The following is a 22570-nucleotide window of genomic DNA, read 5'->3' as shown; positions in this document are numbered from 1 at the left end:
TACAGGATAAAGCATTGAACGTGATCGCCCCTGAAGTGGTTGTCGGCGACGACAGCCCGGCCCGCCTGGAACGGCTGGCCGACCTTTCCCAGCAGCTGCTCGAGCGTGCCCGTGCGCTGGGGGCCAGCCAAGCCGAGGTCAGCTGCAGCGAGGACCGCGGCCTGGAGGTCAATGTGCGCCTGGGCGAAGTGGAAACCGTACAGTCCACCCGCGACCGCGGCATTGCCGTGACCGTGTACTTCGGCCAGCGCAAGGGCAGCGCCAGCACCGGCGACCTGAACGAGGCCAGCCTGTCGGCCACCGTGGAGCAGGCCTGCGCGATCGCCCGCCACACCGAGGATGATCCGGCCGCCGGACTGGCCGATGCCGGCCTGATGGCCAAGGACTTTCCCGACCTGGACGGCTGGCATCCCTGGGCCCTGCAGGCCGACGAGGCGGTGGACCTGGCGCTGGCCTGCGAGGCCGCCGGGCGCGAGGCCGACGCGCAGATCCGCAACTCCGATGGCGCGGCGGTGTCCACCTCGCAGAGCCTGTCGGTGTACGCCAATTCGCACGGTTTCATTGGCCGTGAGCGCGGCACCCACCATTCGATCGGTTGTGCGCTGATCGCCGGCCAGGGCGATGGCATGCAGCGCGACGGCTGGTACACCAGTGCGCTGGCCAGGCAGGACCTGGAAGATCCGGCCCAGGTCGGCCGCCAGGCCGCCGCGCGTACCGTCGCCCGCCTGCAACCGCGCTCGCTGGCTACGGGCAGCATGCCGGTGCTGTTCGCCCCGGAAGTGGCGCGCAGTCTGGTGGGCCATCTGCTGTCGGCCGTGTCCGGTGGCGCGCTTTACCGCCAGGCCAGCTTCCTGCTGGACAGCGCCGGGCAGCGACTGTTCCCGGACTGGATGCAGATCGACGAGCTGCCGCACCTGCGCCGCGGCCTGCGCTCGGCCGCCTTCGACGGCGATGGCGTGGCGACCCGCGCGTCGGCACTGGTCCGCGATGGCGTGCTGCAGCGCTACGTACTGGGCAGTTACTCGGCCCGCAAGCTGGGCCTGCAGACCACGGCCAATGCCGGCGGCGTGCACAACCTGCAGCTGGCGGCCAACGCCGGGCCGCTGGAAGACATCGCCCGGCAGATGGGCAGCGGCCTGCTGGTGACCGAGCTGATGGGGCAGGGGGTCAATGGTGTGACCGGTGACTACTCGCGGGGGGCCGGTGGCTTCCGTGTCGAGAACGGGGAGATCCAGTACCCGGTGGACGGCATCACCATTGCCGGCAACCTGCGCGAGATGTTCATGGCGATCGAAGCGGTGGGCAGCGATGTCGATCCGCGCTCGCACATCCGGACCGGTTCGATCCTGGTGGGGCGGATGACCATCGCCGGTAATGATTGATGGCGTCGATGGCGTAAGCTATGGCCGCCTGACGCAACCGGCCTGATGCCGGTGGGTCAAGACCACCCAATGAAAAGGAGTTTTGTCGTGAGTGAATTCGATAACGTCCCGCCGCCGCCGCCGGTCACCGCCGATGTCCCGGCAGACCAGCGCACCATGGCCCTGGCCGCGCACCTGCTGGGCATCTTCACCGGCTTCATCGGCGCGCTGATCATCTGGCTGATCAACAAGGACGACGCCGGCAAGTCCTTCGTCACCGACCAGGCCAAGGAAGCGCTGAACTTCCAGATCACCGTGGCCATCGCGATGGTGGTCTGCATCATCCTGACCATCGTGGTCATCGGCGCGATCCTGATGCCGATCGTCGGACTGGTCAGCCTGGTGTTCTGCATCATTGCCGCGGTCAAGGCCAACAACGGCGAAGCCTATCGCTACCCGTTCGCATTGCGCCTGATCAAGTAAGACCGGCTGCATGCGGACATGAAAACGCCCGGCATTGCCGGGCGTTTTCGTTGCGCACCACGTCAGTGATCGCGCTCCACCGCAAGCCTGGCCAGCGCGCGCAGCGCATCGGCCTCTTCGTGGTAGCCCGCCAGAGCAGCCTGCATGCGGGCCGCCAGCTCGCGCAGCTGCGCCTTCGCTCCCTCCATGCCGAGCAGGGCGGGGAAGGTACTCTTGTCCTGCGCCTGGTCCTTGCCTGCCGTCTTGCCCAGCTGCTCGGAGCTGGCTTCGACATCGAGGATGTCATCGCGGACCTGGAACGCCAGGCCGAGTGCATCGGCGAATGCGTCCAGCTGCACCCGCTGCGGCTCCGGCGCATCGCCGCACAATGCGCCCATACGTACCGCGGCACGGATCAGCGCGCCGGTCTTGAGCGCATGCATCCGGGTCAGCGCGGCCAGCGACTGCCGCTGTCCGGTGGCATCGATATCCAGCGCCTGGCCGCCGCACATGCCGGCGGCACCGGAGGCGTGTGCCAGCGCCTGCAGGCAGTCCACGCGCAGTGTTGCCGGCAGTGGTGCCTCGGCCAGCAGGCTGAAGGCGCGGGTCTGCAGGGCGTCGCCGGCCAGGATCGCGGTGGCTTCGTCGAAGGCGATGTGGGTGGTGGGTCTGCCACGGCGCAGTGCATCGTCGTCCATCGCCGGCAGGTCGTCGTGCACCAGCGAATAGGCATGGATCAGTTCCACCGCCATCGCGGCCGCGTCGAGCCTTTCCGGTTGAGCGCCGAACAACTGGCCAGTGGCATAGACCAGCAGCGGACGCATGCGCTTGCCACCGCCGAGGACGGAATGGCGCATGGCCTGGTGCAGCCGCTGCGGTGCATCGGCCGGCGAGGGCAGGGCGGCATCGAGCAGGCTTTCGATCCGGTCGCGCCAGCGCGCGAACGCCGCCTCAGCCGTCATGGCTGGGCGGATCGAAGGGTTCTGCCGTATCGGGCTGTGCCGGATCGCTGAGCAGCCGGACGCGCAGTTCGGCCTGCTCCAGCGCCTGCTGGCACTGGCGGTACAGGCCCACGCCACGTTCGTAAGCACTGAGCGACGCTTCCAGGCTCAGCTCGCCGGTTTCCATCTGCTCCACCAGCTGCTCCAGCGATTCGAGCGACTGCTCGAACTGGGCAACAGGGGAGGCGTTTTCGGGGGACTTCTTGGCCATGCGGCAAGTGTGGACGGCACGCGCGCAGGGGTCAATTCACCAGCCACCCGGCTGCCACCGCAGCTGGGCGTCGTGAGCGTGCAGCCAGGCCTGCAGCGGTGCGGCGATCACCACATCGGCGGCGGCCAGCAGGTTGCCGTCAGCAAACAGCAGCGGCAGCTGCGCGCGCCGCCAGGGGGCCAGATGTTCACGCTGCAGGCAGTCCTTCAAGGCATGTGCGTGGCCGCGTCCCGGCAGCACGATGCGCTCGCCGCCACGCCGTGCACGCACCTGCATCGGCTGCTGGAACATCGCGGCGCCCAGCAGGCGCAGCTGGCCGCCATCAGGCAAGGCCAGAGGCACCCGGCCGTCCCACTCCTGCTGCCAGTCCAGGGGCAGGGCAGGCAGCTGGGCCGGCAGCAGATAGGCATGCTCGCGCCATTGCTGGATGACGTGATCCTGCCAGCGCACCCGCGCCTGCCGGTCGCAAGCGGAGGGCAGCATTTCCTCGAGCATCTGCTGCAGCACCCGCCCCGGCAGCGGGGCCGCGCCATGGCTGGCCACCCAGGTGCGCAGGACGCGTGCGGCGCGTTCCGGCGAGACCTGCCGCAGCAACTGCAAGGACAGCACGCGCGGGGCTGCTTCCAGGTGTGCGAGCAGTTCAGTGTCCTCCTCCTGCAGAAGGCCGCGGGTGCGTGCGCAATGATCGGCACTGCCGGCCAGGGCCGCTGCGGCGTGCGGCCAGCGCTGGCGCAGCAGCGGCAGCACCTGCAGGCGCAGGAAATTGCGGTCGGCATACGCGTCGTCGTTGCTGGGGTCTTCGATCCAGTGCAGATCGTGGGCCCGCGCATAGTCATGCAGAGCGTCGCGCGGGACCTGCAGCAGCGGCCGCCACAGCCGGTGGCCGGCGAGCATGCTGTCCCCGCTCATTGCCGCCAGGCCATCAACACCGGAACCGCGCAACGCGCGCAGCAGGAAAGTTTCAGCCTGATCGTCCTGATGCTGGGCCAGGGCCAGCGTCTCTCCGTCGCGCAGAGAGGCGGCGAAAGCAGCGCGACGCGCCTGCCGGGCTGCACCCTCCAGGCCCAGACCGGTGCCGGTCTCGACCTGCACGCGGTGTACGACCAGTTCGATTCCCAGGGCCGCGCACTGCTGCTGGCAATGCTGGACCCACGCATCGGCGTCGGGCTGCAGCCCGTGATGTACGTGTACAGCGCGCAGTCCCACGCCGGCCGCCTGCGTGCAGCGCCGCAGCCAGTGCAGCAGGACGGTCGAATCCAGGCCGCCGCTGTAGCCGACCAGCAGCGGTGCATCGAGGGAAACCAGGGCGGGGAAGGCAGTCACGGGTGAAGTGTAGGGTGATCGGCGGGGTCGCGCCGCGCCTTCGACTCACGGGCGGGATGCAGCCGGGCATGGCCCGGCTGCACACTGCGTCCGCCGTGCCGTTACTTTCCGTCGACGCTGCGTTCGAAGGCCTCGGGCGCCGGCAGCTGCACCGGTACGCCCTTGTCATCGCAGGTGCCCGCCTGGCACAGGCGATCGCGCAGCGCCGGCGTTGCCTGCACGATCATGTGATAGATCGTGTTCTGCTCCAGCGTGCCGCGGATCGCCTTGCTGCCGGGACCGCGCGCCCAGATGCCGACGTCCTCGCCACCATGCGATTCGGACTTCATCGGCACCAGCGCTTCCTGCATGTAGTCCGGATGCTCGGTGTCGACATCATGCAGGTCCGGACGCCCCTTGGCCGGCTCGAAGCTGCTCGGGTTGTGCGGGTAGCGCTTGCTGCCCGCCGGCTGCTGGTTGGTGCTGCCGGTGTGGCCCGGTCCATTGGCGTAGCTCAAGGTGGTGTAAGGCTGGCCGTTGCCGTCCAGCGCGTAGTCCAGCTTGCCGGCGCCGTCCTCACCGCCCTTGTCCTTCACCTTGCCCAGGATCGGGTTGCCGCGTGCGGGGTAGCCGACGAAGTTCAGGGTGTGCGAGTGGTCGGCGGTGACGATGATCAGCGTGTCGTCGGCCGACGTCATTTCCGACGCCACCCGCACCGCATCGGACATCGCCACGGTTTCGGTCAGTGCGCGATAGGCATTGCCGCTGTGGTTGGCATGGTCGATGCGGGCGCCTTCGATCATCAGCACGTAACCTTCCTGATGGCGCGACAGATTGGTGATCGCAGCAGCGGTCAGCTCGGCCAGGCTCGGCTCACCGGCCGGATCCTGCGGGCGCTCGTATTCGTAGCGCATGTGGTCCGGCTCGAACAGGCCGAGGATGGCCGGCGCATTCGCGGCGGCGGCCAGCTGCCTGCTGTTCCACACGTAGGCACCCTGCGGATGCGCCTGCTGCCATTCCTGTACCAGGCTGCGGCCATCCAGGCGCTGGCCGACCTTGTCGTCGTATTCCGGATCGCGCTCTTCCACGGTGGTGAATTCACCGCGACCACCGCCGAGCGCGACCAGCGGGCCGCGGCCATAGCGCGACGTGGACAGCAGCTGCTGGGCGATGTCCTTGCAGCCGGCGGCCTTGGCCGCTTCGGTCAGATCGGTGTCATTCTCCCAGTTGCGCTCCGGCGAGTGCGCGTAGGTGGCCGCCGGGGTGGCGTGGGTCAGGCGCGCGGTGGACACGATGCCGGTCGCCAGGCCGGCGCTGTCGGCCAGCTGCAGCCAGGTGAGCAGGCCCTTGGACAGGCTGTCGGCACAATCGGTTCGGGCGCCTGCGCTGACACCGATCGCGCCCATGTGGGTCTTCACGCCGGTGGTGATGGCGGTCATGGTGCCCGCCGAATCAGGGGTCTGCGAGTCGGTGTTGTAGGTCTTGCTGAACGCGGTGGCGGGGAAGCGTTCCCAGGACAGCAGGTTCTCTTCACCCGATCCGCCCTTCTTCTGGCCTTCGTAGATGCGCGCAGCGGCCACGGTGGTCAGGCTCATGCCGTCGCCGAGGAACAGGATGACATTCCGGGCCTTGCCGGCCATCGCGCCATTGGCGGCGGCCTGGGCGGCGCCGCTGCGGTACCACCATTGCGGCGTCTCGCCGGCCGGGTGTGCAACCGGCTCGACGGCGACCTTCAGGCCTGCCGGCGCGGAAGCGGGGGGGGTGCTGGCGCAGGCGCCGAGCAGCAGGGTGGTGGCACACGTGGCCAACAGGGAGACGGAACGGCGCATGGACGCTGGGATCTCACAAACTGTAACGGGACGTTCATTATGCCCGCCCTCGCAAGGCACGCCGATGACACACTGATTTGCCGGGCGGACGGTCGTTCTGCGGGCCGCCTTGGGCTATCGTGCCAGCATCCCTTCCTTCCCCTCTGGATTGCCTATGACGCTGGTCTCTGCCTGGCTGCGGATTCCATTCTGGCAGCGCGTGGTCGGCGGCTTCGTGCTTGGTGCGCTGGCCGGCTGGGCGCTCGGCCCCGCTGCGGAAACGTGGTTCGGTCCGCTCGGTGAGCTGTATGTCACCCTGATCAAGATGATCGCGGTGCCGCTGGTGTTCTTCGCGGTCATCAACGCGATCTCGTCACTGCATGGCCAGAAGTCGGTTGCAGCGCTCAGTGGCCGCACCTTCCTGTGGTTCGTGATTACCGCGGCGTTGGCGGTGTGCGTGGGCCTGGGCGTGGGCACCGTGCTGCAGCCCGGTGCTGGTGGCCTGCAGCTGTCCATGGCCAGCAACTATGTACCGCGCGAGGTTCCCAGCGTGGTACAGGTGCTGCTGGATGTGGTGCCGGCCAACGTCTTCTATGCACTGTCCGGCATCGGCACCCGCGTCAATGCTGCCGGCGAGACCGTGCTGGCCGCTGGCAGGGGCTCGATCCTGCCGGTGATCTTCTTCGCCGGCCTGGTGGGCTTTGCCATCGTCAAGCTGGGCGAGAAGGTGACCGAGGCGCGGAAGCTGGTCGGCCAGATGAGCGACATCATGATCCAGGTGACCCGCTTCGTGCTGGAAGTCACCCCGATCGGTACCTTCGGCCTGATTGCCGGCCTGGTGGGCAGTTACGGTTTCGAAAAGCTGCTGCCGCTGGGGCATTTCGTGCTGGCCCTGTACGTGGCCTGTGCGTTGCACATCGTGGTCGTCTACAGCGCGCTGCTGCTGGCGCACGGCCTGAACCCGCTGAAGTTCTTCCGCGGCGCGGCGCCAGGCATGCAGGTCGCCTTCGTCAGCTCCTCCAGCTTCGCCGCGATGCCGGTGGCGCTGCGTTCGATCACCCACAACCTGGGCGTCAACAAGGACTACGGTGCATTCGCGGTGCCACTGGGTGCGAGCATCAAGATGGACGGCTGCGGCGCGATCTACCCCGCGTTGTGCGCGGTCTTCATCGCCCAGTACAGCGGCGTGCCTTTGACGCCGGAGCAGTACGTGGTGGTGCTGATCGCCTCGGTGCTGGGCAGCTTCGGTACTGCCGGTGTGCCGGGTACGGCCGTGATCATGGCCACCGTGGTGCTCAGTGCCGCCAATCTGCCGCTGGAGACCATCGGTTACCTGTATGCCATCGACCGTATCCTGGACATGATGCGCACCATGACCAACGTGACCGGTCAGATGCTGGTGCCGGTGCTGGTGGCCAAGGAGACCGGCCTGCTCGACCAGTCGGTGTACGACAATCCCTCCAGCAACGTGGGCGTGGATGACCCGGACCCTACGCCGCCACGCAGCTGAGACGCCGCGCAGCGGCCTGTCATGCGAGAGATGAAGGCCCGCCGGACTGGCGGGCCTCTTCGTTGTGGGCGTGCCCGCCGGGCCAGGGAAGGGAAGACGCATCCCAGGCATTCCGCGGGCAACGAAAAAGCCGCTGCAGGGCAGCGGCTTTCAGCTATCAGGCGGTGCCTGGAAAGGCGGCGTCAGAGCTCGACGCGGCGCGCCTGCATGAACTTGTTGCCCCAGTAGCCGCTGAGCAGGGTGTCCACCCGCACATCCTTGCCTGCGCTCGGGGCATGCAGGAAGCGGCCGTCACCCACATAGATGCCGACGTGGTCGACCCGGCCCTTGCGACCGAAGAACACCAGGTCACCCGCGGCCAGGGCGGCACGGTCGTTGATCAGCTCGGCGTTGTTGTCGTGTGCCATCTCGCGGGAGACGCGCGGCAGTTCGATGCCCAGCGCCGAACGGAAGACGTAGCCGACCAGGCCGCTGCAGTCGAAGCCGCTGTCCGGATTGCTGCCACCCCAGCGATAGGGGGTGCCGAGCAGGGTCATCGCCCGCCGCAGCAGCGACTGCACCTTCCCATTGTCGGCGGCGCTGCCGACAACGCTGCCATTGGCAGCGCTGCTGGTGTCGTAGTTGGCGAGCAGGCGGCTCAGATCGCCGGCGACCATGGCCGAGCGGTCCATCAGCGGAATGGTGTCGTTGGCGGCCAGGTGCGGCAGCAGGGCGGCCAGCGTGGCACTGGCGGCTGCATCGGTGCGGCTGCGCTGGGGGGCCGCGGCGTCGGTCTTGCCCGTCACACGTACGCCATTGTCGGTCGCCGGGACCGGAGCAGCGTCGGCGCGTGAGGGAACGGTCTGCGACCAGGCGGGGAGGCTGGTCAGGCACAGTGCCAAGCCCAGAAGAACAGGGCGGACACTACGCGGAGAAGCGGCGGTCTGGCCTTTGCACGTCAGGTCGTCAGTCGTCACGCGTCGGTCACAGAAAAAAACGATGGGGCATCATGCCCTGTAAAAGCACTGATAAGTTAAAAATTCCGTTATAAAACCGTTATTTCCACTGTGACGCAATTCTCAATTTTGAACATGTCGCCTGTTCATTTTAGCGAAGGACGCGTTTGGCCCCTGTGTAGTGGTCCTTCCAGTAGGGCCCGCTGAGCGAGTCCAGGCGCACCGTGCCGCCGGTGCTGGGGGCGTGCACGAAGCGCCCCTCGCCGACATAGATGCCGACATGGGTGACGTTGCCGCGGCTGCCGAAGAACACCAGGTCACCCGTGGCCAGACGCTTCGGATCGATCCTCGGGCCCTGTACGGCGGCCAGGTCGCGCGAGGTGCGCGGCAGCTTCAGATCCAGCATCTCGCGGTAGACATAGGCGACCAGGCCACTGCAGTCGAAGCCCGATTCGGGGGTGTTGCCGCCGTAACGGTAGGGCGTGCCGACCAGGCTGATGGCACGCATCAGTACTGAATTGGCGGCCTCGGGATTGTCCGGGGTGGTCGCCGGCCAGTGCGCCGACGGCGGGGGCGCCGCCGTCCGGGTGGCCTTGCCGCCGCCGCAGGCGGTCAGCAGCAGGGGCAGGACCAGCAGCAGGGCGGGCACGGACAGCCGGCGCGGGCCGGACGAAACTGGCGTGATGTGCATGTTCTCCGGATAATGCGCCACCTTGGATTGGCCGTCATGATGGCGGCGTCCCCGCCGGGCGACAACCCGCCCCAACCCGTCTGCCTCCGGCAGAACCAGACAGAGTCGCGCATGAAGATCGAAAAAGACCGCGTTGTCCGCTTCCACTACACCGTTTCCGAAGTCGGCCAGGAGCCGATCGAATCGTCCAAGGACCGCGGCGAGCCGCTGGCGATCCTGATCGGTCACGGCAACATCATCCCGGGCCTGGAAAACGCCATGATGGACAAGGAAGCCGGCGCCACCTTCAGTGTCGACGTCACGGCGGCCGACGCCTATGGCGAGCGCCGCGAAGGCCTGTCCCAGCGCGTGCCGAAGAAGCACTTCGGCAATACCAAGCTGGCGCCGGGCCAGCAGGTCGTGCTGCAGACCAACTTCGGCCCGCGTGCGGTGACCGTGCAGAAGGTCGGCATGAGCGTGGTCGACGTCGATCTCAACCATCCGATGGCCGGCAAGGACCTGCACTTCGACGTGGAAATCGTCGACGTCCGCGAAGCCGGCAGGGAAGAGATCGAGCACGGCCACGTTCACGGCGACGGCGGTCACGCGCACTGATCGCCCTGCGATCGTGACGGCAGCAACGGCCCGCTTCGGCGGGCCGTTGCATGTCTGGAACACCGCGCGCTCGTCCACGGCGCGCAGGCGGGCTGCATAATGAAGGACCTGCCCGCCGGATGTCCTGTGAACAGCGCTTCGTCTTCCCTGCAGCCGGTCGCCTCCGGCGACCGCATCGCCGTGCTGGACATACTGCGCGGGGCCGCGTTGCTGGGCATCCTGCTGATGAACATGGAGGCCTTCAGCGGACCGCTGGACCTGGCATTCACTGGTATCGACGTGCGTTGGCAGGGGATCGATTACTGGGCCGACGCCTTCGTCTATGTGTTCGTGCAGGGCAAGTTCTTCACCCTGTTCTCGCTGCTGTTCGGCGCCGGATTCGCAGTGATGATACAGCGCGCCGAGACCGCCGGCCGCGAGTTCACTCCGTTCTATCTGCGCCGCAGCGCCGGGCTCATGCTGATCGGCCTGTGCCACGCGCTGCTGGTCTGGTCCGGCGACATCCTGGTGCTCTACGCGCTGGCGTCGCTGCCCCTGCTGGCGTGCCGCGAGGCACCGCGCAGCTGGCTGCCGTGGATGGGCGTCATCGTCTACCTCGGTGGCGCGGCGATGATGATGCTGCTCGGTGCCATGGTTTCACTGGCGACGCCGCAAGACGCGCAGCAGATGCTGGTCGACGCACAGCAGAGCATCGCCCGGGAGCGCATGGTCTACGGACACGGCAACTGGATCCAGGCCTGCATCCAGCGCCTGCATGAGTTTGGTTCGTCGATGGGGGCGCTGCTGATCACCGGCCCGGCGGTACTGGGCATGTTCCTGATCGGCAGTGGACTGGCCGGCAGTGGCGCGCTGGCCGCGCCGGAACGCCATCCGCGCCTGTTCGCGGCGCTGCGCTGGGTCGCCTTGCCGCTGGGCCTGCTGGTCACCGTGCTGGGTGTGGCCTGGAAACCCTACCTGGCACCCGGTGCCTACGACATTGGTGTGACCTCGGCGATGGCGCTGGTGATGATCGGCGCGCTGCCGATGTGCCTGGGCTACCTCGCCTGGATCGTGCAGTGGCGCGCGCGGCTGGGCTGGCTGGCGCCGGTCGGCCGGATGGCGCTGACCCACTACCTGGGGCAGTCGCTGTTGTGTACCTGGGTGTTCTACCACCATGGCCTGGGCTATTTCGACGTGATGCCGCGCAGCGTGCAGCTGCTCTTCGCTGTGCTGCTGTTCGCCGCGCAAGTCGCGCTTTCCCATGCCTGGCTGCGCCGCTTCCGCTTCGGACCGATGGAGTGGCTGTGGCGGGCAATGACCTATCGCCAGTGGCCGCCGATGCGCCGCGAGGCTGGAAGGGGCTGACCGATGCAGGGGGCGCGCGATGACGTGATCGTGATCGGTGCCGGTGCCATCGGCCTGGCGACTGCGCTGGCGTTGTGCGGACAGGGACGGCAGGTACGGGTGATCGATCGTGGCCGCGTGGGCGCAGCGACGTCGTACGGCAACTGCGGCACCGTCACGCCCAGTCATGCACCGCCCCTGGCCGCGCCGGGTGTGCCGCTGCGTGCGTTGCGCTGGATGCTCGACCCACGCGCGCCACTGTATGTGCGCAGCCGCCTCGATCCCGCGCTGTGGCGCTGGCTGCTGCAGTTCAGCGCGCGCTGCAATGCGCGGCATTGGCTGCAGGCCACGCGCGCGCGCGCTGCGCTGTTGAATGATTCCCGCGTGCGCCTGGCCGAATGGGTGGGAACCCATGGGCTTGACTGTGAGTTCGAGACGCGCGGCCTGGATTACGTGTTCGGTGATGCACGCAGCTTCGATCAGCATATCGCCCAGTGCGAGGCGCTGGATGCGCACGGCATTGCGACCCGCTGCATCGATGGCGGCCACTACGCACGCGACAATCCGGCGTTCCATGATCGGCTTGCCGGTGCGATCCATTTCCCCGGCGACGCGCAGCTGCGCCCGGACCGTTTCACTGCGGAGCTGGCGCGGGTACTGCGTGCGCAGGGCGTCGAGATCGACGAGCAGGTCGAGATGCAGGGCTTCAGCGGCGACGTACACGGGGTCCGGGTACAGGCCGGCGGACGCACGCTGCGCGCGCGCGAACTGGTGCTGGCCACCGGCCCGTGGTCGCCGCGATGGGCACGGCTGCTCGACCTGCGGGTGCCGATCCAGCCCGGCAAGGGGTACTCGCTGACCTGGTCACGCCCGCCGCTGGTGCCGGCCCGTCCGGCGGTGCTGAAAGATCACTCCGTGTTCGTGATCGCCTGGCGCGACGCGCTGCGACTGGGGGGCACGATGGAATTCGCCGGTGCCGACCCGCAGCTGCGTGCGCAGCGCCTGCAGGCGTTGCAGCTGGCCGCTGATCGCCACCTGCGCATGCCTCGTGGCGCGCAGCTGCAGGAGCAGTGGTGCGGCTGGCGTCCGATGAGCGTGGACGATGTACCGTTGATCGGCCGCGCGCCTGCCCATCCTCACGTCTGGCTTGCGGCAGGGCATGGCATGCTCGGCATCAGCATGAGCGCCGGCACCGGCCAGCTGATCGCCGATCTCGTCTGTGGCCGCACGCCAGCGATCGATCCTGCCCCTTACCGACCCGAGCGATTCCGATGAACACGGCTTCCCATGATTACGACCTGATCGTCCTTGGCGGCGGCTCTGCCGGCCTGGCCGGCGCCATCCGCGCCGCGCAGTACGGCAAGCGCGTGGCGCTGCTGGAACCCGGTGAACTGGGCGGGACCTGCGTCAATGTTGGCTGCGTACCGAAGAAGGCGATGTGGCTGGCCGCCGATCTGCACGAGCGTATCGGCCTGGCAAGCGCGATGGGCTTCGATGTGCCGCCACGACCGGCACTGTCGTGGAAGGAACTGGTGATCCATCGCCAGGCCTATATCAGCAACATCCATACCAGCTACCACAAGCGTCTGGATGAAACCGGCGTCGTCCGCATCCCGGCGCGCGGCCACCTGCTCGACGCGCACACGGTGGCCTGCAGCGACGGGGTGCGCTACACCGCCGACCACATCCTGATCGCCACCGGAGCGCACCCGCAGCGTCCGGACATCCCCGGCGCGGAGCTGGGCCTGGTATCCGACGACTTCTTCGAGTTGCGTGCGGCCCCGGCCGAGGTCGCGATCATCGGCGGCGGCTACATCGCGGTGGAGCTGGCCGGACTGCTGCAGGCGCTGGGCAGCCGGGTGAGCCTGCTGGTACGCGGCAAGCGCCTGCTGGAACGCTTCGACTACGAGCTGACCGGTCAGCTGGCGGAAAACCTCCGCCAGCAGGGCGTGCGCATCTACTTTGATTACCGCCTGCGCGAACTGCAGCGCGACGGTGAGCGCGTCCGCGCCTTCGGCCATGATGGCCCCATGGACAGCGTGTTCGACGCGGTGTTCTTCGCCACCGGCCGCCGTGGCAACAGCCGGGGCCTGGGCCTGGAGGCGCTGGGCATCGACATCGGCGAGCACGAGCAGGTGCAGGTGGATGAATGGCAGACCACGGCGGTACCCAGCATCCATGCCGTGGGGGATATCGCGGGCAAGGTGGGCCTGACCCCGGTGGCGGTGGCTGCATCGCGTCGGCTGATGGACCGTCTGTTCGGTGGCCGCCCACAGTCGAAGATGGACTATGAGAATGTGGCCAGCGTGGTGTTTTCGCATCCGCCGCTGGGGGCGGTGGGCATGGGTGAGGAGGAGGCGCGTGCCTGCTTCGAGCAGGTGACGGTCTATCACAGCCGTTTCCGGCCGATGCTGCAGGCACTGGCCAACGGTACCCAGCGCAGCCTGTTCAAGATGGTCTGCGCCGGGCCGGAAGAGCGCGTGGTGGGGGTGCACCTGCTGGGCGAGGCCGCGGACGAGATCCTGCAGGGCTTCGCGGTGGCGGTGAAGATGGGAGCGACCAAGGCACAGTTCGATGACACGGTGGCGATCCACCCGACCTCCGCAGAGGAAGTGGTGCTGATGCGCTGACGCTGCGGTTGCCGCGTCGGGCCATGCGACAATGGGCGTCCACACGCACCCCCGGGCCGCCCTGCGCGGCCCGCCGCTGTTCCCATGTCAAGCTCCTCCCCGCGCATCGCCACCGCATCCCCACGCATCGCCCTGGGGGGAATCGGCCTGGCGGCGATCGGCGCCGTTGCCGCATCCGGCAAGGCGGTGATCGTCAAGCTCGGCCTGCGCCACGGTGTCGATGCGACCACGCTGCTGGCGCTGCGCATGCTGATGGCACTGCCCCTGTTCGCACTGATGGCGGTGTGGGCTTCGCGCCGTGTCGAGCCGCTGTCGTGGGCAGACCGGGCGCGCGTGCTGTGGCTGGGGTTCACCGGCTACTACCTGTCCAGCCTGCTGGATTTCCAGGGTCTGCAGTACATCAGCGTCACGCTGGAACGATTGATCCTCTACCTCAACCCGACGCTGGTGCTGCTGATCAACGTGCTGCTGGCGCGGCAGCGGCCAGGGCGCTGGCAGGTCGTCGCGCTGGTGCTGAGCTACCTGGGGGTGCTGCTGGCGTTCGGCCACGATCTGCAGCGGGAGGGCGGGCAGATCATCGTCGGCAGCCTGCTGGTGCTGGGCAGCGCGCTCAGCTATGCGCTGTACCTGTTCGGCAGCGGCCAGGTGGTGGCACGGATCGGCGCGGTGCGCCTGACCGCCTATGCCAGCTGCGTGGCCAGCGGTCTGGTGCTGCTGCATTTCGCCATCACCCATCCGCTGCCACTGCTGTGGCAGGCACCTGCACCGGTGCAGTGGCTGTCGTTGGCCAACGCCACGGTCTGCACCGTGCTGCCGGTGCTGGCGATCATGCTGGCGGTGCAGCGCGTGGGTTCCTCGCTGGCAGCGCAGGTCGGTATGCTGGGGCCTGTTTCCACCATCGTGATGAGCCTATGGCTGCTCGACGAACCGATGGGGCCGGCGCAGATCGCCGGCACCGTGCTGGTCCTGCTCGGCGTGCTGCTGGTGACGCGTCTGCGCCGCTAACGCCGGACCAGGCGCGCGCGCGCATCCTGGCGGTGATCCACGCGATCCCGCCGGGACAGGTGATGGGCTATGGACAGGTGGCGATGCGCGCGGGCCTGCCGGGGCGGGCACGCTTGACGGCACGCATTCTCGGCCAGAACGATGACCCGACACTGCCCTGGCACCGCGTGCTGCGCTCTGACGGGCGCATCGCCATGGCGGAGGGGTCGGCGGGCTGGCGGGAACAGTCGCAGCGGCTGCGCGCGGAAGGCGTGGTGGTGGAGAACGGCCGGGTGCGGATGCCGGCGTCCGACCCGGCGGCGGCGCTGGATGCCGCCGTGTGGGGACCGGGCTGAGCGCGACCGGGGTCTGAACGGGCCGCACGCGGCAGTCGCCGACACGACACGACGGTGCGGCTATGATGGAGACCGTTCCATGCCGGTGTCCCCATGTTCCCGCGACTGCCAACCGTCACCAAGGCCCTGCTGATCGCCAACGCGATCCTGTTCCTGTTGCAGCAGCCGTTCCTGCTCGGCAACCAGACCTTCGAGCCGTTCATGCTGCAGCCGCTGCAGCAGGGCTTCGATGCGTTCTCCCCGGGTGGCAACTTCCAGCCGTGGCAGCTGCTGACCTACGGCTTCCTGCACGGCAGCTTCGGCCACCTGTTCTTCAACATGCTGGCCGTTTTCATGTTCGGTGCGCCGCTGGAACAGACCTGGGGCGAGAAGCGCTTCCTGCTCTACTACCTGGTATGCGTGGCCGGCGCCGGCGTCTGCCAGCTGCTGGTGGGGACGCTGCTGGAGAATCCGGCCACGGTGCTGGGCGCGTCCGGTGGTGTGTTCGGCCTGCTGCTGGCGTACGGCATGTTGTTCCCGAACCAGCGGGTGATGCTGCTGTTCCCACCGATTCCGATGAAGGCGCGCACGTTCGTGATCCTGTTCGGTGTCGGTGAACTGGTGCTGGGCATGACCGGCTGGCAGCCGGGCGTGGCGCACTTCGCGCACCTGGGCGGCATGCTGTTCGGCTGGCTGCTGATCCGCTACTGGCGCGGCCAGCCACCGTTCAACAAGCGCCGTCCCCCCGGCCCGCCGAACCGTCCGAATCATCTGCGCAGCGTCAAATGATCCGCAGGGTCATCTGATGCGGCAGGTGCCAGCCGTGGTTGGCACACCCCTACAGATCCTGCAGGATCACCTGCGCGGCATTGTGGCCCGGCGCGCCGGTCACGCCGCCGCCGGGATGCGTGCCTGAACCACACAGGTAAAGCCCGGGCAGGGCACCGCGGTAGCCGGCCTGGCCGATCATCGGCCGCGCCGAGAACAGCTGGTTGGGACTGAGCGCACCGTGGAAGATATCGCCGCCCACCAGGCCGAACGTCCGCTCCAGATCCAGCGGTGACAGCACTTGCCGACCGAGCACGCTGTCGGCGAAGCCGGGCGCATACCGATCGACGGTGGCGATCATCAGGTCGGCGACGGTATCGCGATGCGTGTCCCAATGCCTACCCCCGGGCAGGACCGGTGCCACATGCTGGCAGAACAGGCTGGCGACGTGCTGGCCCGGCGGCGCCAGCGAATCGTCCAGCGTGCTGGGAATCAGCATCTCCACGATCGGCTCGCGCGACCAGCCGTCGCGCCGCGCATCCAGCCACGCGCGGTCCATGTAGTCGAGGCTGGGCGCCATGATGATGCCGGCACTGAGGTGCTCACCGGCGCCGGGCAGGGCGTGGAAGTCCGGCAGCCGCGACAGCGCCACGTTCATCCGGAAGGTGCCCGAACCGCAGCGCCACTGCGCCATGCGTTCGCGCGTCGCCGCGGGCACCTGCTCCGGTTCCAGCAACTGCTCGTAGAGCAGTTTTGGATTGACGTTGGCCACCACCACGCGCCCGCGCAGTACGTCCCCGCCGGCCAGCTCAACGCCCACCGCGCGTCCGTGCTCGACCAGCAGCCGCTTCACGCCGGCATCCACGCGCAGTTCTGCGCCGGCCGCGCGCGCCGATGCAGCGATGGCCTGGCTGATCGCGCCCATGCCACCGATCGCATGGCCCCAGGCGCCCTTCACTCCGTTGCATTGGCCGAACACGTGGTGCAGAAGGACGTAGGCACTGCCGGGCGTGTACGGACTGGCGTAGTTGCCGACGATGCCATCGAATCCGAACAGGGCCTTGATCGGCTCGCTTTCAAACCAGCGGTCCAGATAGTCGGCGGCCGACAGCGTGAACAGATCAAGCAGCTCCTGGCGCAGGGCAGGGGACAGTGCTGCCAGTTCCCGGCCGAGCCGGCCCATCCGCCACAGTGCCGGCAATGCGCGCCAGCCGCCTGCGACGCCGAGGTCCGGCGGCGCGCGCAGGGCCCAGGCGCGCAGCACGTCGGCGAAAACCTCCAGCCTCGCCTCATAGGCTGGCAGGCGCTGCGCATCCCGTTCGGAGAACTTCGCCACCTCGGCCTGGGTACGGCCGGGTGCCGACAGCAGATAGCGGCCGTCAGGCAACGGCAGGAAATTGTTGGCCGGGCGGGCGACGACGCGCAGGCCATGCGCGTGCAGCTGCAGCTCGTCGATCACCTTAGGCTGCAGCAGCGAGACGGTGTACGAGGCGACCGAGTTGCGGAAGCCCGGATGGAATTCCTCGGTGACCGCTGCGCCGCCGAGCACGCCACGGCGTTCGAGCACCAGTACTTTCCTGCCGGCACGGGCAAGATAGGCCGCGCAGACCAGGCCATTGTGGCCGCCGCCGACGATGACCGCATCCCACGCGGTCATGCGGTGCGGATCGCCGCTTCGATGGTGGCGATGTCGATCTTCTTCATCGGCATCATCGCGTTGAAGGCGCGCTTGGCCAAGGCCTTGTCCGGGCTGGTCACCGCTTCGATCAGCATGCGCGGACTGATCTGCCATGAGATGCCCCAGCGGTCCTTGCACCAGCCGCACTGGCTCTCCTGCCCACCGTTGCCGACGATCGCGTTCCACAGGCGGTCGGTCTCGGACTGGTCCTCGGTCTGGATCTGGAACGAGAACGCTTCGCTGTGCCTGAACGCGGTGCCGCCGTTGAGCCCGACGCAGGGAATGCCGCAGACGGTGAACTCGACCGTCAGCACGTTGCCCTCCTTGCCGTCCGGATAGTCACCCGGTGCGTGATGCACGGCCGTTACCGCGCTGTCGGGCAGGATCCCGGCGTAGAACGTGGCGGCCTCGAGTGCTTCGCTGTCGTACCAGATGCAGATCGTGTTCTTGTGGGCCATGGTCGGGTTCCGCTGCAGGACGAAGGCGCAGCGATAGCATGCGGCGTGTTAATGGCGGATCGTGCTGCATGCGCAAAAAAAAGGGCGCCCGAGGGCGCCCTTCGTGTCACGGACGGCTGGCTCAGCGCCAGACCTTGATCTGCTCGGCATCGCTGCGCTGCATCGGCTGGCCGGCCTTGCAGCTGAAGGTGGCGCCGAACGCCGGGAGGTTGGCCAGCGTGCCGTTGGTGCGCCACATGCCCGGCGCGCGGATGTCGGCGGTCAGGCGGCGTGCGGCTTCGTTGGGCGACAGCTGCTGCGCCCACAACGCGGCCCAGGCACGGAAGAAGCCCTGCTGCTGGGCCGGCTTGGCCTTCGGCTCCTGTGCGGTGTAGGCCGCCCAGGCCAGTTCCAGGCCGGCGATGTCGGCCAGGTTCTCTTCCTGGGTCAACGTGCCATTGACCTTGGCGCCCTTCACGCCCGGGAACTCATAGGCGCCGTACTGGGCGGCCACGCGGCTGCCGAGCAGGGTCCAGGCCGTCTTGTCGGCCGGCGTCCACCAGCTGCGCAGTTCGCCCTTGGCATCAACCAGCGCGCCCTTGGCATCGATGGCACGGGTCAGCTCGTGGCCGACCAGGCCGCCGAAGCTGCCGAACTTGTCGGCGCTGTCGGCCTTGGCGTTGAACACCGGGCCCTGCAGGATGGCCGCGGTGACGATCAGGCGGTTCTGCGCCAGGTCATAGGCCAGCGACGGCTGTTGCGGCAGCACGTCCCAGCGACGGTCGGCATTGCCCTTGCCGATGCGCTTCATCTCCTCGCGATGGCGCCAGGTCGAGGCGATCAGCATGTTGCCACCGAACGAGCCGCGGCCCATCGGCTGCACGGTGTAGTCGAGGTCGCGCAGCGGGGTGCCGATCTCGATCTTCAGCGCCGCCAGCTTGGCCTGTGCTTCAGCCTTGGCTTCGGCACTCATCCACGTGCTGTTCCTGACGGCCTCGATCTGCACCTCGCGGACCTTGTCGACGATCCATGCCGCCTGCCGGCGGTCTTCGGCCGAGAGATGGCGGGCAGCGTACTCGCGGCCGACCATCGGACCGGCCGCCACATTGATGGCATCGAGCACCGCTTCCCAGCGCTGCGGCGGCAGCGTTTGCCCGCGCAGTACGCGGCCGCGGAACTCAAACTCGGCGTCCCGGTAGGCCTTGGACAGGTACGGCGCCATCGAGTCGCCCACGCGCCAGCGCAGGTAGGCCTTCCACTGGTCCGGCTTGAGCTTGGTGACCATGCCATCCAGCTGCTGGAACAGGCCCGGGTCGGCCAGCGATACCAGATCGTCGTTCACACCCTGTACTTTCAGGAAGGCCTCCAGCTGCAGGTTGCGGTAGCGGCTGTTGAGTTCCTTGGTGGAGATCGGCGCGTAGTTGTTGAACGGGTTGTTGATGCCGGCCAGCGACTGTGCATTGCGCGCCAGCTCGGTTTCCAGCGCGATCACCGCCTGCGACTCCGCATCGAGCTTGGCTGCCGGCGTACCGGTCAGTGCCAGGATCTGCTTGACGTAGGTGCGGTAGCGGCCCATCAGCGCCACGGTATCGGCATCGGTGCGGGTATAGAACGCCGGATCCGGCAGGCCCATGCCGCCCTGCATGAAGTAGCCGATATGACGGTCCAGTGCCTTCAGGTCGACGTCCGGACCGAAGTTGAAGGCGACCGGGATGCCGACCTGATGGAGTGCAGCGATCGACGCCGGCACATCCTTGGATTTCTTGATCGCATTGATGCGGGTCAGCAGCGGCGCGATCGGATTGGAGCCATCGGCTTCCACCGCCGCCTCGTCCAGGCCGCTGGCCCAGAAGTCGCCCAGCAGCTTCTGCACGTTGCCCTGCGGCGACGTCATGGCCGCATCGAGCAGTTCGCGCTGTTGCTGCCTGCTGCGCTCGACCAGCTGGCCCAGCGCGGTGGTGGCTCCGGTCTGCGGTACCGGGTTGGCCTTCAGCCAGCCAGCGTTGGTGGCGCCGTAGAAGTCGCTGCACTGGGCACTGACGGCCGGGGCGCGGGCGGCCTTTTTCTTTGCGGCGAACGCATCATGGCTCGGGACCAGGGTCGCCAGGCTGATGCCCAGGGCGATGGCAAGCGGACGGAAATTGGGCATGTAGAACGAATCCATGATGGATTGAGGGCGGGCGCACTATAGCAAGCCGCGCATGGGCGCAGCATGCACGTATCACGGTATGCCTGGCGGCCGTGGCGGGTCGCGCAAAAACAAGGGCCCGGGAGATCCCGGGCCCTTGCAGGTCTGCCTTGGCGTCAGCCGTGGCTTACCAGATCACCACCTGCTGCTCGCCGCTGCGCGCCATCGGTGCACCGGCCTTGCACTGGAACGCGGCCGCGAAGGTCGGCAGGTTCGAGGGCGCGCCCATCGCGCGGAACTGCGCCGGGGCGTGCGGATCGGTGGCCAGGCGGACCTTGGCGTTTTCCGGGGTGTACTTGGTACGCCACACGGTGGCCCAGTTGAAGAAGAAGCGCTGATCGCGGGTGAAGCCGTCGACCTTCGGATCTTCCTTGCCGGCCGAGGCCTTCTGCAGCGCATCGTAGGCCGTGGCCAAGCCACCCAGGTCGGCGATGTTCTCGCCCAGGGTCAGGTGGCCGTTCACGGCCTGGCCGTCAACCTTGTACTGGTCGAACTGCTTGACCAGCTTGCCGGTCAGGCCTTCGAAGTTCTTCTTGTCGGCCGGCGTCCACCAGTCTTCCATGTTGCCGGTCGGCCCGAAGCGCGCGCCCTGATCGTCGTAGCCATGGGTCATCTCATGGCCGATCACCGCACCGATGCCACCGTAGTTCAGCGCATCGTCTGCCTTCGGATCGAAGAACGGCGGCTGCAGGATGGCGGCCGGGAACACGATCTCGTTCTGCAGCGGGTTGTAGTAGGCGTTGACCGTCTGCGGGGTCATGCCCCACTCGGTCTTGTCCACCGGCTTGCCGATCTTGGACAGATTGAATTTGTAGTTGAACTCGTTGGCCGCACGCACGTTGGCCAGGTAGCTGTCGCGCTGGGTCTGCAGGCCCGACCAGTCACGCCACTTGTCCGGGTAGCCGATCTTCGGAGTGAAGGTTTCCCACTTCGCGATGGCCTTGGCCTTGGTTTCCTCGCTCATCCAGCTCAGGCCCTGGATGCGTTCCTTCAGCGAGGCAGCCAGGTTCTTCACCAGTTCTTCCATCTTCGCCTTGGCTTCCGGCGAGAAGGCAACCTTCACGTACAGCTGGCCGAACGCTTCGCCGGCATCGTTCTCGATGGTGCCCAGCACGCGCTTCCAACGCGGCTTCTGTTCCTTCTGGCCGTTGAGGGTCTTGCCGTAGAACGCGTAGTTCTCCTGGACGAAGGCATCGGCCAGGTACGGCGAGGCGCCATCGACGGTGTGGAAGCGCAGGTAGGCGCGCCAGACCGACGGGTCGGTGTCGCCCAGCGCCTTGCTCACTTCCTCATGGAAGGCCGGCATCGCCAGCGAGAACTTCTCCGGCGCAGCAACGCCCTGCGACTTGAAGAACTCGGTCCAGCTGAAGTTCGGGGTCAGCTTGTCGGCGTCAGCCAGGGTGACCGGGTTGTAGTACAGCTCCACATTGCGCGACAGTTCGACGCGCGACTTGGATGCCTTGGCCAGGCGGGTCTCGAACTTGACCACGTCCTCAGCCTGCTTGGCGGCGTCGGCTGCCGGGACGCCGGACAGTTCCAGCACCTTGGCGACGTGCGCCTGGTAGGCCTTGAGCTTGTCGGCGTTCTTGGCGTCGGTGTAGTACGTGCTGTCAGGCAGGCCCAGGCCGCCCTGGCTGGCATAGGCCAGGTTCATGGTCGAGTTCTTGAAGTCGGCCTCGGCGCCGAAGCCGAACAGCACGTTCTCGCCCTTGGCTGCGCTGGTGCGCAGATAGTCGGCGATGGCGGCCTTGTCCTGCAGGCCGTCGATGGCGGCCAGGTCGGCCTTCAGCGGCTCGATGCCCTGGGCGTTGATCTTGGCCTCATCCATGCCGGTGGCCCACAGGTCGCCGACGATCTTCTCGATGTGGCTCGGGTTCTTGACCTGCGCGACCTGCTCGGCCAACTGGTGCTGCACTGCCACCGAACGCTCGTCGAGGATGGTGAACGCGCCCCAGCTGGTGCGGTCGCCGGGAATCTCGTTGGCGGCCAGCCACTTGCTGTTGACGTAGTCGCCGAATGCGGTGCAGGCGTCCAGGTTGGTGTCCAGATCGCTGGGCTGGAAGGCGTTATAGGCCGGCAGCTTGCTCTCATCCAGGGTGTAGGTGGTGGCTTCGGCGGCGGCCGGGGCAGGCGCGGCGGCCTCCTTGGCCGGGGTTTCGTTCTTGCCACAGCCGGCCAGCACGGCCGACACGGCCAGGCTGAGCAGCACGATCTTGGGAGTACGCGTGATCACTATGTTTGGCCTCCAGGCCGAGTGAGTCAGGGAAGAGCCGCGGGGACGGCCGTGGGCCGAACGATACGCCGCCAGCCTACCCCGCAAGGGTGTCGAAGGTCATGGGCGGGTGCAAGGGC

20 protein-coding genes are annotated in these 22570 nt (G+C 67.6%); 10 read left to right on the top strand and 10 right to left on the bottom strand.

Annotated features, from left to right (window positions below; all coding sequences use genetic code 11):
* Positions 1-14 precede the first annotated feature (14 nt).
* Positions 15-1382: a metalloprotease PmbA gene (gene pmbA / locus N5J29_RS07760; RefSeq protein WP_065174875.1), complete on the top strand. Its 1368-nt coding sequence runs from the start codon at positions 15-17 to the stop codon at positions 1380-1382.
* A gap of 87 nt (positions 1383-1469) precedes the next feature.
* Positions 1470-1844: a DUF4870 domain-containing protein gene (locus tag N5J29_RS07755; RefSeq protein WP_053516791.1), complete on the top strand. Its 375-nt coding sequence runs from the start codon at positions 1470-1472 to the stop codon at positions 1842-1844.
* A gap of 62 nt (positions 1845-1906) precedes the next feature.
* Here the strand turns inward: N5J29_RS07755 and N5J29_RS07750 are convergent, their stop codons facing one another.
* From N5J29_RS07750 to N5J29_RS07735, 4 genes are all read right to left on the bottom strand, one after another.
* On the bottom strand, positions 1907-2785 hold the full coding sequence (locus tag N5J29_RS07750; RefSeq protein ID WP_164152010.1) for a farnesyl diphosphate synthase: 879 nt from the start codon (positions 2783-2785) through the stop codon (positions 1907-1909).
* Positions 2775-3035, bottom strand: a complete 261-nt coding sequence (locus tag N5J29_RS07745; protein WP_065174877.1) for an exodeoxyribonuclease VII small subunit — start codon at positions 3033-3035, stop codon at positions 2775-2777. The genes N5J29_RS07750 and N5J29_RS07745 overlap by 11 nt, the downstream gene beginning before the upstream one ends.
* Positions 3036-3071: 36 nt before the next feature.
* Positions 3072-4358, bottom strand: coding sequence for a tRNA lysidine(34) synthetase TilS (gene tilS, locus N5J29_RS07740; RefSeq protein ID WP_065174878.1), 1287 nt, complete (start codon positions 4356-4358; stop codon positions 3072-3074).
* Positions 4359-4459: 101 nt separating this feature from the next.
* Complete coding sequence (locus N5J29_RS07735; RefSeq protein ID WP_065174879.1) at positions 4460-6166, bottom strand: alkaline phosphatase; 1707 nt, start codon at positions 6164-6166, stop codon at positions 4460-4462.
* 154 nt (positions 6167-6320) lie between these two features.
* On the opposite strand from N5J29_RS07735, the gene N5J29_RS07730 reads away from it, so the two are divergent.
* Positions 6321-7655, top strand: a complete 1335-nt coding sequence (locus tag N5J29_RS07730; RefSeq protein WP_065181834.1) for a dicarboxylate/amino acid:cation symporter — start codon at positions 6321-6323, stop codon at positions 7653-7655.
* 182 nt (positions 7656-7837) lie between these two features.
* Here the strand turns inward: N5J29_RS07730 and N5J29_RS07725 are convergent, their stop codons facing one another.
* Both N5J29_RS07725 and N5J29_RS07720 read right to left on the bottom strand, forming a co-directional pair.
* Entirely contained in the window at positions 7838-8542 is a 705-nt protein-coding gene (locus tag N5J29_RS07725) for a C40 family peptidase (protein ID WP_229765799.1), read from the bottom strand.
* A gap of 199 nt (positions 8543-8741) precedes the next feature.
* Positions 8742-9281 carry a C40 family peptidase gene (locus N5J29_RS07720; RefSeq protein WP_053516860.1) on the bottom strand — a complete coding sequence of 180 codons (540 nt, stop codon included), beginning with the start codon at positions 9279-9281 and terminating at the stop codon, positions 8742-8744.
* Positions 9282-9392: 111 nt separating this feature from the next.
* On the opposite strand from N5J29_RS07720, the gene N5J29_RS07715 reads away from it, so the two are divergent.
* From N5J29_RS07715 to N5J29_RS07685, 7 genes are all read left to right on the top strand, one after another.
* Positions 9393-9875: a peptidylprolyl isomerase gene (locus tag N5J29_RS07715; protein ID WP_164152014.1), complete on the top strand. Its 483-nt coding sequence runs from the start codon at positions 9393-9395 to the stop codon at positions 9873-9875.
* A gap of 99 nt (positions 9876-9974) precedes the next feature.
* The gene (locus N5J29_RS07710) at positions 9975-11219 is read left to right on the top strand and encodes a DUF418 domain-containing protein (protein ID WP_164152016.1); all 1245 of its coding nucleotides are present in this window, start codon (positions 9975-9977) and stop codon (positions 11217-11219) included.
* A 3-nt stretch (positions 11220-11222) separates the two neighbouring features.
* Complete coding sequence (locus N5J29_RS07705) at positions 11223-12473, top strand: FAD-dependent oxidoreductase (protein WP_065174883.1); 1251 nt, start codon at positions 11223-11225, stop codon at positions 12471-12473.
* Positions 12470-13828: a glutathione-disulfide reductase gene (gorA, locus tag N5J29_RS07700; protein WP_164152018.1), complete on the top strand. Its 1359-nt coding sequence runs from the start codon at positions 12470-12472 to the stop codon at positions 13826-13828. Before N5J29_RS07705 ends, gorA begins: the two co-directional genes overlap by 4 nt.
* Positions 13829-13912: 84 nt before the next feature.
* A complete protein-coding gene (locus tag N5J29_RS07695) occupies positions 13913-14833 on the top strand; it encodes a DMT family transporter (RefSeq protein WP_164152020.1) in 921 nt (306 codons plus the stop codon).
* A complete protein-coding gene (locus tag N5J29_RS07690; protein WP_229765798.1) occupies positions 14740-15168 on the top strand; it encodes an MGMT family protein in 429 nt (142 codons plus the stop codon). The genes N5J29_RS07695 and N5J29_RS07690 overlap by 94 nt, the downstream gene beginning before the upstream one ends.
* 93 nt (positions 15169-15261) lie before the next feature.
* A complete protein-coding gene (locus tag N5J29_RS07685; protein WP_053516819.1) occupies positions 15262-15936 on the top strand; it encodes a rhomboid family intramembrane serine protease in 675 nt (224 codons plus the stop codon).
* Positions 15937-15985: 49 nt separating this feature from the next.
* Here the strand turns inward: N5J29_RS07685 and N5J29_RS07680 are convergent, their stop codons facing one another.
* The 4 genes from N5J29_RS07680 to N5J29_RS07665 all read right to left on the bottom strand — a co-directional run bounded on the left by N5J29_RS07680 (position 15986) and on the right by N5J29_RS07665 (position 22448).
* Positions 15986-17572 (bottom strand): NAD(P)/FAD-dependent oxidoreductase, encoded by a 1587-nt coding sequence (locus tag N5J29_RS07680; RefSeq protein ID WP_164152022.1) that lies wholly within the window; start codon positions 17570-17572, stop codon positions 15986-15988.
* On the bottom strand, positions 17569-18051 hold the full coding sequence (locus N5J29_RS07675) for a VOC family protein (protein WP_065181841.1): 483 nt from the start codon (positions 18049-18051) through the stop codon (positions 17569-17571). Before N5J29_RS07675 ends, N5J29_RS07680 begins: the two co-directional genes overlap by 4 nt.
* Positions 18052-18172: 121 nt before the next feature.
* The gene (locus N5J29_RS07670) at positions 18173-20179 is read right to left on the bottom strand and encodes a M13 family metallopeptidase (protein WP_053516862.1); all 2007 of its coding nucleotides are present in this window, start codon (positions 20177-20179) and stop codon (positions 18173-18175) included.
* Positions 20180-20345: 166 nt separating this feature from the next.
* Positions 20346-22448, bottom strand: a complete 2103-nt coding sequence (locus tag N5J29_RS07665; protein ID WP_180876129.1) for a M13-type metalloendopeptidase — start codon at positions 22446-22448, stop codon at positions 20346-20348.
* Positions 22449-22570: the final 122 nt, after the last annotated feature.

This window comes from Stenotrophomonas sp. GD03680 (assembly GCF_029844625.1).
Taxonomy (GTDB): Bacteria; Pseudomonadota; Gammaproteobacteria; order Xanthomonadales; family Xanthomonadaceae; genus Stenotrophomonas; species Stenotrophomonas maltophilia_P.
This window is presented reverse-complemented; position numbering and strand designations above follow the sequence as displayed.

Excerpts from the sequence above, each read along its gene's own strand:
- N5J29_RS07670 (WP_053516862.1), bottom strand. The coding sequence starts at position 20,179 with ATGCCCAATTTCCGTCCGCTTGCCATCGCCCTGGGCATCAGCCTGGCG.
- gorA (WP_164152018.1), top strand. The coding sequence starts at position 12,470 with ATGAACACGGCTTCCCATGATTACGACCTGATCGTCCTTGGCGGCGGC.
- N5J29_RS07695 (WP_164152020.1), top strand. The coding sequence starts at position 13,913 with ATGTCAAGCTCCTCCCCGCGCATCGCCACCGCATCCCCACGCATCGCC.
- N5J29_RS07720 (WP_053516860.1), bottom strand. The coding sequence starts at position 9,281 with ATGCACATCACGCCAGTTTCGTCCGGCCCGCGCCGGCTGTCCGTGCCC.
- N5J29_RS07730 (WP_065181834.1), top strand. The coding sequence starts at position 6,321 with ATGACGCTGGTCTCTGCCTGGCTGCGGATTCCATTCTGGCAGCGCGTG.
- N5J29_RS07680 (WP_164152022.1), bottom strand. The coding sequence starts at position 17,572 with ATGACCGCGTGGGATGCGGTCATCGTCGGCGGCGGCCACAATGGCCTG.
- N5J29_RS07690 (WP_229765798.1), top strand. The coding sequence starts at position 14,740 with ATGGCTGCTCGACGAACCGATGGGGCCGGCGCAGATCGCCGGCACCGT.
- N5J29_RS07685 (WP_053516819.1), top strand. The coding sequence starts at position 15,262 with ATGTTCCCGCGACTGCCAACCGTCACCAAGGCCCTGCTGATCGCCAAC.
- N5J29_RS07715 (WP_164152014.1), top strand. The coding sequence starts at position 9,393 with ATGAAGATCGAAAAAGACCGCGTTGTCCGCTTCCACTACACCGTTTCC.
- N5J29_RS07745 (WP_065174877.1), bottom strand. The coding sequence starts at position 3,035 with ATGGCCAAGAAGTCCCCCGAAAACGCCTCCCCTGTTGCCCAGTTCGAG.
- N5J29_RS07710 (WP_164152016.1), top strand. The coding sequence starts at position 9,975 with ATGAAGGACCTGCCCGCCGGATGTCCTGTGAACAGCGCTTCGTCTTCC.
- N5J29_RS07750 (WP_164152010.1), bottom strand. The coding sequence starts at position 2,785 with ATGACGGCTGAGGCGGCGTTCGCGCGCTGGCGCGACCGGATCGAAAGC.
- N5J29_RS07735 (WP_065174879.1), bottom strand. The coding sequence starts at position 6,166 with ATGCGCCGTTCCGTCTCCCTGTTGGCCACGTGTGCCACCACCCTGCTG.
- N5J29_RS07675 (WP_065181841.1), bottom strand. The coding sequence starts at position 18,051 with ATGGCCCACAAGAACACGATCTGCATCTGGTACGACAGCGAAGCACTC.
- N5J29_RS07705 (WP_065174883.1), top strand. The coding sequence starts at position 11,223 with ATGCAGGGGGCGCGCGATGACGTGATCGTGATCGGTGCCGGTGCCATC.